Source organism: Streptomyces tailanensis (assembly GCF_008386495.1).
Lineage (GTDB): Bacteria > Actinomycetota > Actinomycetes > Streptomycetales > Streptomycetaceae > Streptomyces > Streptomyces tailanensis.
The window spans coordinates 20,385-36,267 of record NZ_VTHJ01000039.1 but is presented as its reverse complement, the minus strand read 5'-3'; the positions used below and the strand labels follow the sequence as shown (position 1 = coordinate 36,267).

16 protein-coding genes and 1 pseudogene are annotated in these 15,883 nt (G+C 70.3%); 11 read left to right on the top strand and 6 right to left on the bottom strand.

The features are described 5' to 3' along the window. Nucleotides 1-33: 33 nt before the first annotated feature. A complete protein-coding gene (locus tag F3T56_RS28080) occupies nucleotides 34-1,317 on the bottom strand; it encodes an adenylosuccinate synthase (protein ID WP_149828156.1) in 1,284 nt (427 codons plus the stop codon). A 238-nt stretch (nucleotides 1,318-1,555) separates the two neighbouring features. On the opposite strand from F3T56_RS28080, the gene F3T56_RS28075 reads away from it, so the two are divergent. Next, entirely contained in the window at nucleotides 1,556-2,530 is a 975-nt protein-coding gene (locus tag F3T56_RS28075; protein WP_149828155.1) for a diacylglycerol kinase family protein, read from the top strand. A gap of 501 nt (nucleotides 2,531-3,031) precedes the next feature. Next, a complete protein-coding gene (locus F3T56_RS28070; RefSeq protein WP_149828154.1) occupies nucleotides 3,032-4,546 on the top strand; it encodes an APC family permease in 1,515 nt (504 codons plus the stop codon). Between the two features lie 9 nt (nucleotides 4,547-4,555). Here the strand turns inward: F3T56_RS28070 and hemC are convergent, their stop codons facing one another. After that, nucleotides 4,556-5,491, bottom strand: a complete 936-nt coding sequence (gene hemC / locus F3T56_RS28065; RefSeq protein ID WP_149828153.1) for a hydroxymethylbilane synthase — start codon at nucleotides 5,489-5,491, stop codon at nucleotides 4,556-4,558. A gap of 336 nt (nucleotides 5,492-5,827) precedes the next feature. On the opposite strand from hemC, the gene F3T56_RS28060 reads away from it, so the two are divergent. The 4 genes and pseudogenes from F3T56_RS28060 to F3T56_RS28045 all read left to right on the top strand — a co-directional run bounded on the left by F3T56_RS28060 (nucleotide 5,828) and on the right by F3T56_RS28045 (nucleotide 8,519). After that, a complete protein-coding gene (locus F3T56_RS28060; protein ID WP_246203940.1) occupies nucleotides 5,828-6,394 on the top strand; it encodes a hypothetical protein in 567 nt (188 codons plus the stop codon). A gap of 311 nt (nucleotides 6,395-6,705) precedes the next feature. Then, the gene (locus F3T56_RS28055; RefSeq protein WP_149828152.1) at nucleotides 6,706-7,335 is read left to right on the top strand and encodes a TIGR04222 domain-containing membrane protein; all 630 of its coding nucleotides are present in this window, start codon (nucleotides 6,706-6,708) and stop codon (nucleotides 7,333-7,335) included. Nucleotides 7,336-7,393: 58 nt separating this feature from the next. Continuing rightward, nucleotides 7,394-7,980 (top strand): annotated as a pseudogene (locus F3T56_RS28050) (YciI family protein). A gap of 68 nt (nucleotides 7,981-8,048) precedes the next feature. Then, entirely contained in the window at nucleotides 8,049-8,519 is a 471-nt protein-coding gene (locus F3T56_RS28045) for a DNA-binding protein (protein ID WP_149828151.1), read from the top strand. On the opposite strand, the gene F3T56_RS28040 is transcribed toward F3T56_RS28045, so the two are convergent. Further along, a complete protein-coding gene (locus tag F3T56_RS28040) occupies nucleotides 8,465-9,196 on the bottom strand; it encodes a hypothetical protein (protein ID WP_149828150.1) in 732 nt (243 codons plus the stop codon). The two genes, F3T56_RS28045 and F3T56_RS28040, sit on opposite strands and share 55 nt — an antisense overlap. 160 nt (nucleotides 9,197-9,356) lie before the next feature. Between F3T56_RS28040 and F3T56_RS28035 the strand changes: the two genes are divergently transcribed. Both F3T56_RS28035 and F3T56_RS28030 read left to right on the top strand, forming a co-directional pair. Then, a complete protein-coding gene (locus F3T56_RS28035; protein WP_149828211.1) occupies nucleotides 9,357-10,145 on the top strand; it encodes an ArsR/SmtB family transcription factor in 789 nt (262 codons plus the stop codon). Between the two features lie 44 nt (nucleotides 10,146-10,189). Beyond that, nucleotides 10,190-10,696 carry a hypothetical protein gene (locus F3T56_RS28030; RefSeq protein WP_149828149.1) on the top strand — a complete coding sequence of 169 codons (507 nt, stop codon included), beginning with the start codon at nucleotides 10,190-10,192 and terminating at the stop codon, nucleotides 10,694-10,696. Nucleotides 10,697-10,710: 14 nt separating this feature from the next. On the opposite strand, the gene F3T56_RS28025 is transcribed toward F3T56_RS28030, so the two are convergent. Next, nucleotides 10,711-11,358, bottom strand: coding sequence for a LysE family translocator (locus tag F3T56_RS28025; RefSeq protein ID WP_149828212.1), 648 nt, complete (start codon nucleotides 11,356-11,358; stop codon nucleotides 10,711-10,713). Nucleotides 11,359-11,518: 160 nt separating this feature from the next. Continuing rightward, complete coding sequence (locus tag F3T56_RS28020) at nucleotides 11,519-12,046, bottom strand: GbsR/MarR family transcriptional regulator (RefSeq protein ID WP_149828148.1); 528 nt, start codon at nucleotides 12,044-12,046, stop codon at nucleotides 11,519-11,521. Between the two features lie 127 nt (nucleotides 12,047-12,173). Here F3T56_RS28020 and F3T56_RS28015 point away from each other — a divergent pair, with 127 nt between their 5' ends. From F3T56_RS28015 to F3T56_RS28005, 3 genes are all read left to right on the top strand, one after another. Next, complete coding sequence (locus F3T56_RS28015) at nucleotides 12,174-13,115, top strand: ABC transporter ATP-binding protein (RefSeq protein ID WP_149828147.1); 942 nt, start codon at nucleotides 12,174-12,176, stop codon at nucleotides 13,113-13,115. Next, entirely contained in the window at nucleotides 13,112-14,740 is a 1,629-nt protein-coding gene (locus tag F3T56_RS28010) for an ABC transporter permease (RefSeq protein ID WP_149828146.1), read from the top strand. The genes F3T56_RS28015 and F3T56_RS28010 overlap by 4 nt, the downstream gene beginning before the upstream one ends. Nucleotides 14,741-15,009: 269 nt before the next feature. Further along, nucleotides 15,010-15,360, top strand: coding sequence for a hypothetical protein (locus tag F3T56_RS28005; RefSeq protein WP_246203939.1), 351 nt, complete (start codon nucleotides 15,010-15,012; stop codon nucleotides 15,358-15,360). Nucleotides 15,361-15,381: 21 nt separating this feature from the next. Here the strand turns inward: F3T56_RS28005 and F3T56_RS28000 are convergent, their stop codons facing one another. Then, nucleotides 15,382-15,801, bottom strand: coding sequence for a Uma2 family endonuclease (locus F3T56_RS28000; RefSeq protein WP_246203937.1), 420 nt, complete (start codon nucleotides 15,799-15,801; stop codon nucleotides 15,382-15,384). Between the last annotated feature and the right edge of the window lie 82 nt (nucleotides 15,802-15,883).

The window sequence follows — 15,883 nt, the reverse complement described above, 5'->3', positions numbered from 1 at the left end:
CGGGTCGACCGCCTCGCGGAGGGGACCGGCGGACTAGATGAACGAGTTGATCTCGATCGTCTCGTCACGGCCCGGGCCGACGCCGATCGCGGAGATCGGGGCGCCGGACATGTCCTCCAGGGCCTTGACGTAGGACTGGGCGTTCTTCGGGAGGTCGGAGAAGGACTTCGCCTTGGTGATGTCCTCGGACCAGCCGGGGAGGGTTTCGTAGACGGGCTTCGCGTGGTGGAAGTCCGACTGGGAGTACGGGAGCTCCTCGACGCGCTTGCCGTCGATCTCGTAGGCGACGCACACCGGGATCTGCTCCCAGCCGGTGAGGACGTCGAGCTTGGTGAGGAAGAAGTCCGTCAGGCCGTTGACCCGGGTCGCGTAGCGGGCGATGACCGCGTCGAACCAGCCGCAGCGGCGGTCGCGGCCCGTCGTCACGCCCCGCTCGCCGCCGATGCGGCGCAGGGCCTGGCCGTCCTCGTCGAAGAGCTCCGTGGGGAACGGGCCGGCGCCGACGCGGGTCGTGTAGGCCTTGAGGATGCCGATGACGCGGCTGATCTTCGTGGGGCCGACGCCCGCGCCCGTGCAGGCGCCGCCCGCGGTCGGGTTCGAGGAGGTCACGAAGGGGTACGTGCCGTGGTCGATGTCCAGCAGGGTGCCCTGGCCGCCCTCGAAGAGGACGACCTTGTTCTCCTCCAGGGCCTGGTTGAGGACGAGGACCGTGTCGGTGACGTACGGGGCGAGCTTGTCCGCGTAGCCCAGCAGCTCCTCGACGACCTGGTCGACCGCGATGGCGCGGCGGTTGTAGAGCTTGGTGAGGAGCTGGTTCTTGACGTCGAGGGCCGCCTCGACCTTCTGCGTCAGGATCGACTCGTCGTACAGGTCCTGGACGCGGATGCCGACGCGGTTGATCTTGTCGGCATAGGTCGGGCCGATGCCGCGGCCCGTCGTGCCGATCTTCCGCTTGCCGAGGAAGCGCTCGGTGACCTTGTCCACCGTCACGTTGTACGGCGTGATGATGTGAGCGTTGCCGCTGATCAGGAGCTTGGACGTGTCGACGCCGCGCTCGTTCAGACCGCTCAGCTCGGAGAGCAGGACCGACGGGTCGACGACGACTCCGTTGCCGATGACCGGAGTGCACTCCGGAGTGAGGATCCCGGAAGGGAGAAGGTGCAGGGCGTACTTCTGGTCGCCCACGACCACCGTGTGGCCGGCGTTGTTACCGCCCTGGTAACGCACCACGTAGTCGACGGATCCGCCTAGCAGGTCCGTCGCCTTTCCCTTGCCTTCGTCACCCCACTGAGCACCGAGCAGCACAAGTGCGGGCACGCGCGTACACCCCTTCCGGGCGGGGCATGTCCATGGTCGGGGGCGCATGCGGTGGCTCATACTCGCCGCGTGCACCGCAACCGTCGTCGACCGTAGTTGACCATCATTGGTCGTCGTTGGTCGTCGTCGGTCGCTGACCGTCGGACCCGGATGCCCCGGAATAGACGAAGCCCCTGGCGCAATAGCGCAAGGGGCTCTTGCACAAAGATGCTACCCGAGGAAGCGAGGCAGGACCGAGGTGGCGACTCCCGACCAGCTCCTCGTGGTCATCGACCCCCTTGCCCGTCGCACGGACGGTGAGGCGGTGCGGATCGCGAAAGACGTGCTCAGCGCGGGTGCGGCGCACACGAAAGTGTGCCTTCCCGAGGGGCCCGAGGAATTCGCGCGAGCGCTCTCGCGACGGGGTTCGCGGCGGCCCGTGGTCGTCGGCGACGACCACGCGCTGCTGCGGACCGTGGCCCTTCTGCACCGGCAGCGGGAGCTGGCCGCGTGCGCGCTCTCGCTGGTCCCGGTGGGCTCGGCGCTGGGGCTCGCCCGGTCGCTCGGCGTACCGACCGACGCGGTGGCCGCGGCCCGCGCCGCCCTCGACGGGGTCGAGCGACGGCTCGATCTGCTCGTGGACGACAGCGACGGGGTGGTGCTGGGGCGGCTGCGGATCCCGGCGGTGCCGGGGGGCCCGGGGAGCCCGGAAGCGGAGGATGAGGACGGGGAGGGCGACGGAGAAGGAGGGGGAGCCGGGGACGGTGGAAGGGCCGGGCACGGCAGGGCGGCCGATGGCTCCGCCGCCCATCACTCGTGGCTGCGCACCTGGCCGCAGTCCCTGGTCCGCACGCTGTCCACCCTTCCCTCGCGGCCTTCGCGAGCTTCTCGTCCTTCGCGGTCTTCGCGTCCGTCCCGCATACGGGTCGCCTCCCCCGCCGGGGTCGGGCCCTCGCGGCTGCGGGTGGAGGTGGACGGGACGATGCTCGTCGACCTCGACCAGCCCGTGGAGGCCGTGTCCATCTCCCCCGACGCGGACGGCGGCGCCGAGGTCGAGGTCCGGCCGGCGTCGGTGGGCGCCGAGGCCGCGGCGTTGCACGCGGTCGGGCAGCGCGTGACCGTGTCCGGGGCGGACTTCCGCTACCGGGCGGACTGGCTGGTCGCGGGGCCGGTACGGACGCGGACGTGGACGGTACGGGAGGGGGCGTGGGGGTTGACGTTGCCGCCCGGGTGAGGGCGGGGTTTTCTCGCCCCCGCCGCCCCTGCCCGTTCCCATCCCCCAGGGGCTGCGCCCCTTCGACCCCCGCGAAAGAGCTTCGGTTCAGTCGGTGTGTTGGCGGGTGCGGGTGGGTGGGGGCTCGTCGCGCCCACGCGGCGGAGCCGCACATCGACACAGCCCCGCGCCCCTGAAAAAGCGGGGGCTGCGCCCCCGGCATTTTCATCGGCCCGCAGGGCCGTTCTTTCAGGGGCGCGGGGAACTGCGCGAGCAACCCAACACAACCCGCACCCGCCATACAAACCGCACCCCCCGAGCTCTCACGCGAAGCGGGGTCGAAGGGGCGGCAGCCCCTGGGGACGGGACGGGTAGGGGCGGCGGGGGCGAGAAACTTCTAAAGGTCTGGTTGACAAACATTTAACGCCCCGAGACTCTTGGCCGACTCATTCGGGCTAGAGAGTTCCGGTCCAGCGGCAGTGCGGCGCGCGGCGATCACGGCAACCAGGAAGGGGCCACCCGATGGCAGTTCAGGAGGGCGTAGCCCCGAAGGCGAGGACGGACGACGGCCAAGGAGCCGTCCACCGGCTCAAGCCCAACGCGATCGGGCTGCTCGGTGTGGTCTTCATGGCCGTCGCCACGGCCGCCCCGATCACCGCGATGACCGGCAACGTGCCCTTCATGGTCTCGTCCGGCAACGGCATCGGCGCCCCCGCGAGCTACCTCGTCGCAATGGTCGTACTGGCAATCTTTTCCGTCGGCTTCACCTCGATGGCGAAGCACATCACCTCGACCGGCGCCTTCTACGGCTTCATCTCCTACGGCCTCGGCCGCACCGTCGGCCTCGCCTCCGGACTGCTCGCGACCTTCGCGTACGTCGTCTTCGAACCGGCCCTCATCGGCATCTTCTCCGTCTTCGCGACGACGACCCTGGAGGACCAGACAGGCGTCGCCGTCCCGTGGTGGGCTTTCGCGATCCTGATGCTGGCCGTCAACACCATGGGGACCTGGTTCGGGGTGTCGGTGGCGGAGAAGCTGCTGGTCGTCCTGCTGGCCACGGAGGTGACGATCCTGGCCGCGATGGCGATCTCGGTCGCCCTGCACGGCGGCGGCCCGCACGGCTTCACCTTCGGCCCGGTCAACCCCGTGAACGCCTTCCAGGGCACGTCCGCCGGTCTCGGCCTCTTCTTCGCCTTCTGGTCGTGGGTCGGCTTCGAGTCGACGGCCATGTACGGCGAGGAGTCCCGCGACCCGAAGAAGATCATCCCCAAGGCGACGATGATCTCGGTCCTCGGCGTCGGCATCTTCTACGTCTTCGTCTCCTGGATGGCCATCATCGGCAACGGCGAGCAGGAGGCGGTCGCCGCGGCCTCCTCCGCGAACCCGCTCGCGATGTTCTTCAACCCCACCGAGCAGTACGTCGGCCACTGGGCGGTCGTCGTCATGCAGTGGCTGATGATCACCGGCTCGCTGGCCTGCGGCATGGCCTTCCACAACTGCGCGGCGCGCTACCTGTACGCGCTGGGCCGCGAGGGCGTCCTCCCCTCCCTCCAGCGCACCGTCGGCCGCACGCACCCCCGCCACGGCTCCCCGCACATCGCGGGCCTGGTCCAGACGGCGGTGACCGGCGTCCTCCTCGCCGCGTTCGCCCTCGCCGACAAGGACCCGTACACCGGTACGTACGTCCTGCTGGCCATCCTCGGCACGATGGCCATCCTCGTCGTCCAGGCGGTCTGCTCCTTCGCCGTCCTGGCCTACTTCCGCTCCCACCACCCCGAGAGCCGCCACTGGTTCAGGACGCTGGCCGCTCCGCTGGTGGGCGGCGTGGCGATGCTCGCGGTGGTCGTGCTGCTGGTGTCCAACATGGGTGTCGCGGCGGGCCCGGAGTCGGGGTCCATCGTCCTGCGGGCGACGCCGTGGATCGTCGCGCTGATCGCGGTCGGCGGCATCGCGTACGCGCAGTACCTCAAGCGCCGGGCACCGGAGCGGTACGCGCTGCTAGGGCGGACGGTGCTGGAGGAGACGAAGGAGCGGTAGCGCCGAGGTTCAGTGCGGGATGGTGTCGATGAGGTCGCGGGCGCCCTGACGCAACAGGGCAACGGCGACCGAGGTCCCGAGGGTGGCCGGGTCGAGGCGCCCGGCCCATTCGTGGGCGTTGAGCACGGTCTTGCCGTCCGGCGTGAACACGCTTGCGCGCAGCGACAGTTCACCGCCCCGCTCGGTACGGGCGTAGCCGGCGATGGGGCTGTTGCAGTGGCCCTGGAGAACGTGCAGGAACATGCGTTCGGCGGTGGCTTCGCGGTGCGTGTCGGGGTCGCCGAGGTCACTGACGGTCTCGATGAGGTCGGTGTCGCCCTCGCGGCACTGGAGCGCGAGGATGCCGGCGCCGATCGGCGGCATCATCGTCTCCGGGTCCAGGACCTCGCTGATCACATCCCGCCGCCCGATCCGTTCGAGCCCGGAGACGGCGAGGAGCAACGCGTCCGCCTCACCGTCGGCGAGCTTCCGCAGCCGCCGACCCGCGTTGCCGCGGAACGGTACGCAGTCCAGGTGCGGGTGGGAGGCGGCGAGCTGGGCGACGCGGCGCACCGAGGAGGTGCCGATCCGGGTGCCGGCCGGCAGCTCGTCGAGCGTGAGCCCGCCGGGGTGCACGAGCGCGTCACGGATGTCATCCCGCTTCAGGAACGCGGCGAACATGGTCCCGGCCGGCAACGGCCGGTCGGCGGGGATGTCCTTCACGCAGTGCACCGCGAGGTCCGCCTCCCCCGCGACCAGCGCCGCGTCGACCTCCTTGGTGAACGCCCCCTTCCCCTCGACCTTCGCCAGGTCGCCCAGCCACTTGTCCCCGGTCGTCTTCACCGGCACGACGGTCGTCCGTATCCCCGGACGCAGCACAGCCAGTTCGGCCCGCACCCGCTCCACCTGGGCGAGGGCCATGGGGGAGTCACGGGAGACGATGCGGATGAGCTCGGGAGTGGCCATGCCCTCCACGATAGGCCGTCAGATGCGTCAGCCGCCCACCGGACTGACGGGAAATCAGGCCCTGACTATCGCCAACGGCACATCCGATGGGGTGACGGCATGTCAGCTCGGCATGGTTAGCGGCTCGCGATCGCCGAATTATCCAGCCATTAAGGGACTTTGACGGCCCACCAGGCCACCTGGTTCGTCATCCGCCAGGGTGACCATCGATAGGGCCATTCAGTCCTATTTTCATACCGCCCCCGGACTTCTCCGAGATGACAGCGGAAATCCACGGATTTACGTTCGTGATCGTCGGCGGCTCCAGCCGACGTCACGGAGAGAAGGAGAAGTGCATTGCGCACTCGTACGATCACAGTGATCGCCGCTTCGGTCGGCGTGGCGGTAGCGACCGCCACAGGTGTCACCTACGCCAGCTCCGCCCTGGAATCGACCCCCAAGTCGACCCCAAAGTCGGCCCCGGTCGTCGTCGAGAAGCCCGCCCCCGCCGCCGGCGCCCCCGCGGCAGCGCCGCTCGGTGGTACGGGAGCGCACGAGGAACACGACGAGAGGAGGAAGGAGCACGACAACAACGACAACAACGGCAACAACGACCACCACCACCACGGCCGGATTCTCATCAACGAGCGTCCATACGCTGCCGTGCCGGGCTCCTGTATCGCCGTCGTCAACGTGGCCACCAGCACGGTCGGCGCCACCAACTTCAACATCCGAAACGAAAGCGAGAAGACGGTCGAATTCTTCAACGGCATCACCTGCGACAACGGTCCCGCCGTTGCCACGGTCGGCCCTCACAGCTCCACCAGCACAGGCCCCGGGCAAATTGCGGGCGACTTGATTGTGGGCAGTTTCCGCGTCATCCACCACGACCACCACAACAAGCACCACAACGACCACCGCTGACGCCGACCGCGTCCTGAAACGGGGAGGAAATCCTCTCCTCGCAGCATTGGAACCCCGGCTCGCCGCAATCGGGCCGGGGTCCCGGCACAGGGTACTCCTCGGGGAGATTCCCAGCTGCGGGACGGAAGAAATCCCCGCCAGGTGCGCGCGCTGAATACCTCCATATTTACCAGTGGGGGCGATGGGGCGGGCGGGGGCGCTGTCGGCCGGGAAGCTCAAGTGTTGCTCTGAAGTGGGCGGGAGAGGGTTATGGGCTGTTCCGCTCGGTGACACTGCGGGCAAGCGGGGTGTTCGAAGGGGGTGGGTCCGAGATGAGGATGGCCTTTCGGCGAAGTGTGGCGGCCGGTGCGGGGACCCGGGCGCTGGACACGTACGACATCGCGTTCCTGGCGGGCGGGGCACACCGGGTGGCCGACAGCGCGGTGATCGCGCTGGCCGAGCGTGGGCTGCTCAAGGTACGCGCCTCGCGCATACGTGCGACCGAGGGTGCTGTGAGCTCCATGGGCGGGGATCGGCCCCGGCATCCGGTCGAACGTGCGGTGATCGCGTCGTGCCTGCACAGCAGGAGTGTCGTGGCCGTACACACGGCCCTGCAGCGTTCCCCGGTGGTGGAGGAGATCGGCCGCCGACTCGCGGCGGAGGGCCTGGTGACGGGGTCACGCCGCCGGTTGACCCGCGCGGGCAGGCGGCGACTGCGGGCGGCGGAACGGGACGGGAACGTCCCGGCGTACGTCCTCGACGGCCCCGCCGTCCTCCCGAGCGGACCGGTCCGACGTGGCGTGGTCGGCGTCCAGCCGATTCCGTCGGGCCTGGGCCGTGCGCTGATCCGCATGGGCAAGGCCCTGGACCACGACAACGACGACTTCTCCTCGGGTTCGGACACCGGCTCGGGCGGCGGTTTCGGTTGCGGCGGGGGCGGCGGGGGCGGCGGGGGCGACTGAGGCGCGCCGGAGGGCCAGGCGGGGGCCCGCTCGGGCGGTAATTGGCAGATCCGTCCCAGTGGGATGCCTCATCTACGGCAATCCGGTGGGACTGATCTGCCAATTGGTGCAGCACTGGTCCTACATGGATCGGTACGAGGCGGAGCTGATCGCTCGGGGGCCGACGTTCGGCGAGGACGGGAAGACGCCCACCGGGAGTGTGCACATCGTCGAGTTGCCGGATCCGGCCGCCGCCCGCGCGTTCGCGTTCGACGAGCCGAACCATCAGGCCGGCGTGTACCGGGACGTACCGCTACGGCGATGGCGCAACCTGCTGGGCCGCACGATGTGGGAGTCCCCGGCGGACGGGACGGCGGCAACCGGTACCTCGTCCTCGGGCTGGGGTCAGGATCCGGGCCGGGCGCCGACCTCGTCGTACCGGCCGCCCGGCGCGATGAGTTGATCGCGTACGGGCCGCTGCTGTCAGACGACGGGGACACCTGGTTGGGTACGGCGGCGCTGGTCCGGGCTCCGGAGCCGGATGCGGCGCGGGCCGTGCTGACGTCGGACGGGTACGACGTGTACGACATGTACGACGTGTACGACGTGTACGACGTGTACGACGTCATCGAGGTGCATGAGTGGGAGTTCGGCGGGCGGCGGTGACAGCGACAGCGGAGCCAGGATGGAAATAGTCCGTTGACAACAAGTTGTTTGCATCGGATGCTGGACGTATGTCGTCCTCCTCCTCTTCGCAGCCGCACGCCGCCGACTCCGACGCCCCCTTCACCCCGCCGAGCGCGGACGAGGCGCGGGCGCAGCGCACGTACACGTCCCTCTTCCGGATCGCCGAGCGGCACGCGGCGACGGACGGGCAGCGGCGGCGGCAGGTCCATCCGCATGTGCTCGGCCCGCACGAGGCCATCCGGCTGGTGTCGTTCCTGCTCAGCGGCGCGGCGTTGCTCGAAGACGGTGAACCGGAGGTGGATCGCGCGGACATCACCGCCGCGTTGAGCCTCGTTCCGCTCGCTCGCGGCGAGATGGACGAACTGGAGGCCGGGCTGCTGGAGATGGCCCGGGGCCGCGGCATGACCTGGCCGGAGATCGCCTTCGGCCTCGGCCTCCAGTCCCCCCAGGCGGCCCGGCAGCGTTACGAGCGCCTGGCCAGCCGGACCGACGCCGGGACCGAGAAGGGCGGCGAGTAACCCCCGCGTCGGGATTCGGCGGTGGTGATGTCACCGATGGGGATGCAGCTGGCCCCCGAGACCTCCGCCTCGCACAGGGTGGCGCCCTCCAGATTCGCCTTCTCCGAGACGATCTGCCAGGCCCAGTGGTAGTACACGGTGTTCGGTTGGAGGGTGCCGAACACCGAGTCGATGCCTTTCGCTCCCTCGCCGCCGTAGAGCATCTGATCCTCGGTCAAGTACGGCGTCCCGTAGTCGAGTACGGTCCCGATGTCCGAATTCAGGTCGCCCTTGCGGCTCGGATAGTCGATCGACAGCGCCGCGTAGGGCGCGTGGATGCTGCGGTCGCGGGGCTCGGCCTCCACGCGCAGAAGCAGGGCGAGCACCATCGTGCCGACCGGTGGAGGGTTGCCGGGGACGTCCACCGTGGTCTTGGCGTCGAGGATCCGCACGGTGTACGTGTACGCGCCGTCCACGTGCAGCACCGGCGTGCGCGCCGGGGGCAGCTTGTCGGGTTCGGGCTGGTCGGTCGCGTTCTTGCCCGGCGACAGGCTCTCGGACGTTCCCGGCGACTCGCCTCCTCCCGCATCGGCCCTGTCTGCCGTGTCGCCGCCACCGCAACCCGCCAGTGTGCTGACCACCACGGCTACGGCCCATGCCCATCGCCTGGACGCGCCGACTCGTCCCTTACCACTCATCGCGCCGCTCCCCCGGTTCTCATGCATCAGCAGTCGATCAGGCGATCGGCTTAGGGGGTGCCCATGACAATCGTGGGTCCCTCACTGGTGGCCCACCGTCGGTTGACATTACGCAGGCAGATACCTGCATAATGATGGGGTGAGTGATGAGGTAGTCGCGATGGACGCCGTCTTCAAGGCATTGGCCGATCCCACCCGGCGGCTGCTGCTCGACCGGCTGCGCGAGCGGAACGGGCAGACGCTTCGGGAGCTGTGCGAGCAGTTGGACATGGCTCGGCAGTCGGCGACACAGCATTTGGACGTGCTGGTCGGGGCCAACCTCGTCACCGTCGTACGGCGTGGCCGGGAGCGGCTGCACTACCTGAATCCGACGCCGATCCATGAGATCGAGGAGCGTTGGATCTCGGGGTTCGACAGGCCCCGGCTGCAAGCGATCAGCGCCATCAAGCAGAAGGCAGAGGAACTCGCCATGACCGAAGCAACCACCTCCGTGCCGACCTATGTCTACGTCACCTACATCCACGCCAGTGCGGAGCAGGTGTGGCAGGCCCTGACGGACGCCGACCTGACCGCGCGCTACTGGGGACACGCCAACATCTCCGACTGGCAGCCGGGCTCGACCTGGGAGCACCGGCGTGTGGACGGATCAGGCAAGGTCGACGTCGTCGGCAAGGTGATCGCGACCGAACCCCCGACCCGCCTGGTCATCACCTTCGACGACATCCCCGACCCCGAGTCGCCGCGCGAGCCGTCGGTCGTCACCTTCCTCGTCGAACCGCACCAGGACATCGTCCGCCTCACCGTGACCCACGAGAACCTCCCCAACGAGGAGATGTTCAACGGGATCTCGCAGGGCTGGCCCGCCGTACTGGCGAACCTCAAGTCCCTGCTGGAGACCGGCGACGTCCTCCCGCAGGCGCCTTGGGAGATGCACGACGCGCACGCCTGAGAGACGGCCGGACAGAGAACAGACGAGGGAAAGGACACCACACCATGGACACCACCGCGCTGCGCGACGCCTACCGCGCGCTGCTGGACGCGGCCGCCACCGTGGCCGACTCCGGCGGCCACGGTCCGGGCCCCGGCGCCGACCCCGGCCTCGCCCCACCGCCCGGCGAGTGGAACGCCGACCAGATCCTGGCCCACGTCACCCTCGTCAACGCCGCCACCCTCGCCGCCGTGTCCCGCGTCGCCGCGGGAGCCGACACGACGTACGACAACCGCCTGGCCCTCGACACCTGGACCATCGAACGGGCCATCGCGCTCGCCGGCGGCAACGCGGGCCTCCGGGACCGTATCCGCGTCCAGGGGGACGCCCTCTGCGTACTCGCCGGTCCCGGGGCCCTGAGCGAGGCCGAGCTGGACACACCGGTACCCACCCGGCTCCTGTCCAACGGTGCGGCCCTGGTCGAACAGCCCATGCCCTTGCGGGACATCGTCACGGGCCTCGCGGAGGTGGAGCTGCCGGGCCACACCAAGCAGCTCCTCGCCCTGCTGTGACGACCGGCCCTGCTTCAGTCCTTGCGGCCGGTCGCGGCGACGGTGACGCCCAGGCCGATCATGGTGAGCCCGCCGACGCCGCCGACCAGGGAGAGCCGCTGCGGTGAGCGGGCGAACCAGTCCCGCGCGGTGGCCGCGAGCAGGCCCCATGCCGCGTCGGAGGCGAGGGCGATGACGTTGAAGACGAGGCCGAGCAGCAGCATCTGAGCCGCGACATGCCCCTGGGCCCGGTCGACGAACTGCGGCAGTACGGCGGCGAAGAACACGAGGGTCTTGGGGTTGGTCACACCGACGGCGAACCCCTCCCAGAACGTCCGGCGACCACCAACCCCATGGGCGCCCGCCCCGCCACCGGTGACCGCCGCGTGCAACGAACCGCGCTCCCGCCAGGCCTTGACGCCGAGATACACCAGGTAGGCGGCGCCGGCCAGCTTGAGCACCGTGAAGACGAGGACCGAGCGCTCGACGACCGCCCCGATCCCGAACGCCACGGCCACGATGAGGACGTACGCGCCGAGCGTGTTCCCCACGACCGTGGTCAGCGCGGCGCGCCGCCCCTGCGCCAGCGCCCGCCCGACCACGAACAGCACACTGGGGCCGGGGATCACGATCAGCACGAACGACATGGCCGCGAAGGCCAGCAACCGGTCGGTGGACACCATGCGGCTCATGCAAGCACGGGGAAGTCCCGCCGCTCCAACGATATTTCCCGGGAGGCCCGGCCCGGACGGTCCGGCCGTCGGTCGTTCAGCCCTCGGTCGTCCAGCCCTCAGCCGTCCAGCCCTCGGTCGTCCAGCCCTCGGTCGTCCAGCCCTCGGTCGTTCAGCCCTCGGTCGTCCAGCCCTCGGTCGTCCAGCCCTGGCCGAACGTCTTGTCCCGGTGGACGCGCCAGCGCCCCATCATCGCCTCCAGCTCTCCCTCCATGAACTCGAAGAAGGCGAGCGTCTCGGCGAGCCGGCGCCCGGCCGGAGTGTCGGCGCCCAGGCTGCTGACGCCGTCGCGCAGGGCCTCCTCCCAGCGCTTGATGATGGCCTCGCGGTTGGTGAGGGCCTCGTACCACTGGTCGCTGTGGACGCGGTAGCGCTCGCGGCGGGACCCGGGCTCGCGTTCGCGTGACACCAGGTGCACCTGGGCGAGGTAGCGGACCGCGCCCGACACGGCGGCAGGGCTGATCTGCAGCTGTTCGCCCAGTTCGACGGAGGTCAGCGCACCGGTGTCGGAGGCGAGGAGCGCGGCGAAGACACGGGCCGGCATCCGGGGCACGCCCGCCTCGACGAGCTGCGCGGCGAAGTGCTCCACGAACCGCGAGACGCCCTCCGCGTCCCGTCCCGATCCGGCTGCTGTCGTCATGCTCCGATCATCTCCCTTGCCGATCTCCGCTGCTCATCCCCCCTGCTCAGCGACGCCCCCAGCCTAACGGCCATTTTGACGGTTCCTTAACTTCACAAATTTCTGAAGTAAGCGTACGTTCTGAAGCATGACGAAGGCCAACCCCGCCATTGAGGTATCCGGACTCCACAAGTCCTTCGGACGGACCCACGCGCTCGCCGGACTCGACCTGAACGTCGAGGCCGGCGAGGTCCACGGCTTCCTCGGCCCCAACGGCGCCGGAAAATCCACCACCATCCGCGTCCTCCTCGGTCTGCTGCGCGCCGACGCGGGCGCCGCGCGGATCCTCGGCCGCGCCCCCTGGGCGGACGCGGTCGAGGTGCACCGCCGGATCGCGTACGTGCCGGGGGACGTGACCCTGTGGCGCAACCTGTCCGGCGGCGAGGTCATCGACCTGCTCGGCCGCTTGCGGGGCGGCAGCCTGGACGCACGCCGCCGGGCCGAGCTGATCGAACGGTTCGAACTGGACCCGACGAAGAAGGGCCGGACGTACTCGAAGGGCAACCGTCAGAAGGTCGCCCTCGTCGCCGCCTTCGCCTCGGACGTCGACCTGCTGATCCTCGACGAACCGACCTCCGGCCTGGACCCCCTGATGGAGGAGGTCTTCCAGCGGTGCATACGGGAGGCGCGCGACCGGGGCAGGACGGTCCTGCTGTCGTCGCACATCCTCAGCGAGGTCGAGGAACTCTGCGACCGGGTCAGCATCATCCGCAAGGGCGTCACCGTCGAGAGCGGCTCCCTCGCCGACCTGCGCCACCTGACCCGTACGAGCGTCACCGCCGAACTCGCCGGCCCGCCAGGCGGCCTCGCCCGCCTCCCCGGCGTCCACGACCTCGACATCCAGGGCCACCGGGTCCGCCTCCAGGTCGACACCGACAAACTCGACGCCGTACTACGCTCGTTGAGCGAGTCGGGCGTGCGGTCGCTGACCTCGACGCCGCCGACCCTGGAGGAGCTCTTCCTCCGCCACTACCAGGAGGACCTGGCCGACGCGGACGCCGACGCGCGGGAGGGGGCGGTCGCGCGATGACCACCAGCACGGACACGGGCGGCGCCAGGACCGCCTTCGCCGCCCGCTCCGGCGGCTCGCGTCAACTGGACGGTACGGGAACCCTGTTGAGGTTCGCCCTGCGCCGCGACCGCGTGATGCTCCCGATCTGGGTCGCGGTGACGGGCCTGATGGTCCTCTCCATGCCGAACAGTCTGAAGAGCCTGTACGGCACCGCCGCCGAACGCGCCGACCTGATGACCCAGATGACCACGAACTCCTCCCTGCGCGCCCTGATCGGCCCCGTCTTCGACGACTCGCTCGGCGCCCTGACGGCATGGCGCGTCGGTGTCTACGCCGGTGCGCTGGCCGCCGTCATGAGCCTCCTCGTCGTCATCCGGCACACGAGGGACGAGGAGGAGAGCGGCCGACAGGAGCTCGTCGCGTCCGGGATGGTGGGCCGCCGGGCCTCGCTCACCTCCGCCCTCCTCACGGCGGCCGTCGCGAATGCCGTACTGGCGCTGCTGGTCGCCGCCGGGCTCGCCGGGCAGGGGGCGGCGGGTGCGCTGGCCTTCGGGCTGGGGATCGCGGGCGTGGGCATGGTGTTCGCGACGATGGCGGCGGTGGTCGCGCAGCTGACGGAGAGCGCGCGGCTGGCGCGGGGGCTGACGGCGGGGGTGCTGGGGGCTGCGTTCGTACTGCGGGCTGCGGGCGACGCTTCCGAGAACGAAGGTTCGTCTTTTTTGACGTGGGTGTCGCCGCTGGGGTGGCTGGAAAACGAGCGCTCGTTCGCTGATGAGCGGTGGTGGGTGCTGCTGCTGTTCGTGGGGGCGGCGCTGGTCCAGGGCGCGGTGGCGTACGAACTCGCCGGGCGCCGCGATGTCGGCATGAGCTTCCTGCCGACCCGTCCGGGCCCGGCCTCCGGGCGGCTGCGGACGGCGGGCGCGCTGGCCTGGCGACTCCAGCGGGGCAGCGTGCTCGGCTGGAGCATCGGCTTCTTCCTCGCCGGGGTCGTCTACGGCGGACTGGCCGACGGCGTGGCCGACTTCGTCGGCGACAACGAGGGCGCCCGCGAGATCTTCGAGCGCATGGGCGGCAGTTCCGCCCTGACGAACGCGTTCCTCGCCTCGATGATCGGCATGCTCGGCCTGATCGCCGCGCTGTACATCGTGAGCGCCGTGCTCCGGCTGCATGGCGAGGAGACGTCAGGCCGGGCGGAGCCCGTCCTCGCAGGCGCGGTGGGCCGACTGCGCTGGGCCGCCGGCCATCTGGCCGTCGCCTTCGGCGGCTCCGCCTGGATCATGCTGCTCGCCGGCCTCGGCTTCGCCGCCGGCCACGGCAAGGACATCGGCCCGATCCTGGGCGCCTGCCTCGTCCAGGTGGCCGGGGTGTGGGTGATCGGCGGGGCCGCCGTCCTCCTGTACGGCGTCGCACCCCGGGCGGCGATCGCGGCCTGGGGCCTCGCCGGTGCCGTACTCCTGATCGGCTGGATCGGCCCCGCCCTCAAGGCCCCGCAGGCCGTCCTGAACCTCTCCCCCTTCGGCCACCTCCCGAAGCTGCCGGGCGGGGGGATGGAGTGGGCGCCGGTGCTGTCCTTGCTCGGGGTGGCGGTGGTGCTGGTGGCCGGGGGGTTGGTGGGGGTGCGGAGGCGAGACGTGACCAGCTGAGGGAGCTGGGGCGCGGGGTGGCCGGGCCTCCGGGAAGGCGGGCCTGGAGGGTCGCGGGGGTCGCCGGGAGTGCGGGCCGGCGCCACCGGGAAGGCAGGCCGTCGGCCCGCCCCGGCCGCCAGGAAGGCAGCGGTTGGCAGTTCCGTCTCGGTATTACGCCGGGTTATGTCGGCCTGGCCGGGACGGAGCTGCCGATTGGTGCCCGTCCCCGTTCCCGTCCCCTATTCCGTAGGGAGAACCGGGGCGGGCCTGGGCGCGTCCCTGCGGGCATGGGTCAGGCGGAGCCGGAGCGGTGGGGGCAGCGGGGGCGGCCGGAGTGGCGGGACCGGCGGGAGCGGCCGGATCGGCCGGAGCGGCGGCTCGATCGGCAGAGTGCGCTGGGGTGCGGGGGGTGTGCGCTGTCGGCGGTGGGGGCGACGGCCGCGACCCTGGTCTGGTCCTCCACGCCCCGTACCCGCCGCCATCTTCGCGGCGGCTTCGAGGGCGAGGGCATGGACTACACCGTCCTCGTCACCGAACTCCCCCTGGTAGCCGCCGCCGGAGCCGCCGTCCCGGCCCTCGTGTGCCTGCTGCTCGCATGGGTGCTGGGTCGGCGCCGGGGTTCTGAGCGCCAAGGGTGACTCTGGCTCCCTCGGCGCCGGTCAGTCGACGTACTGCTTGAGCTCCTCGGTGTCGAGCTCGATACCGAGGGGGTCGGGCAGCGAGAGCTTCGCGCCGAATGCCTTCCTGACCGCGCTGCGGTACCCGCCACCGGGTGCCGGATCGCTGAAGAGAGTGACCGAGCAGTCGTCCCGGTCGATCAGCAAGTAGTACGGAATCCCCGAGTCGGCGTAGCCGGCGGGCTTCTCCTCTCGATCACGACGGTGGGTATCGGCGTCGTACGAGGTGACCTCGACCGTCATCACCACCCCGGCGGTGTCGGCCCAGTCCCCCTTTCCCGCGAACGTGCCCCAGGGCGCCAGCACGGCTTCGGGAAGCGCCCGCCCCTTGCGGTACTTCTCGATCCGCAACCCCAGCTCCCCGCCCCCATACAGCCACAGCCCCGTGCCGGCCATGAGCATGGTGCCCTCCTTCACAGGCGTGCACCAGCATCACAAGCCGTCGGCGCACTCGGACCGGATCACCTGCACGTTCATCCGAACG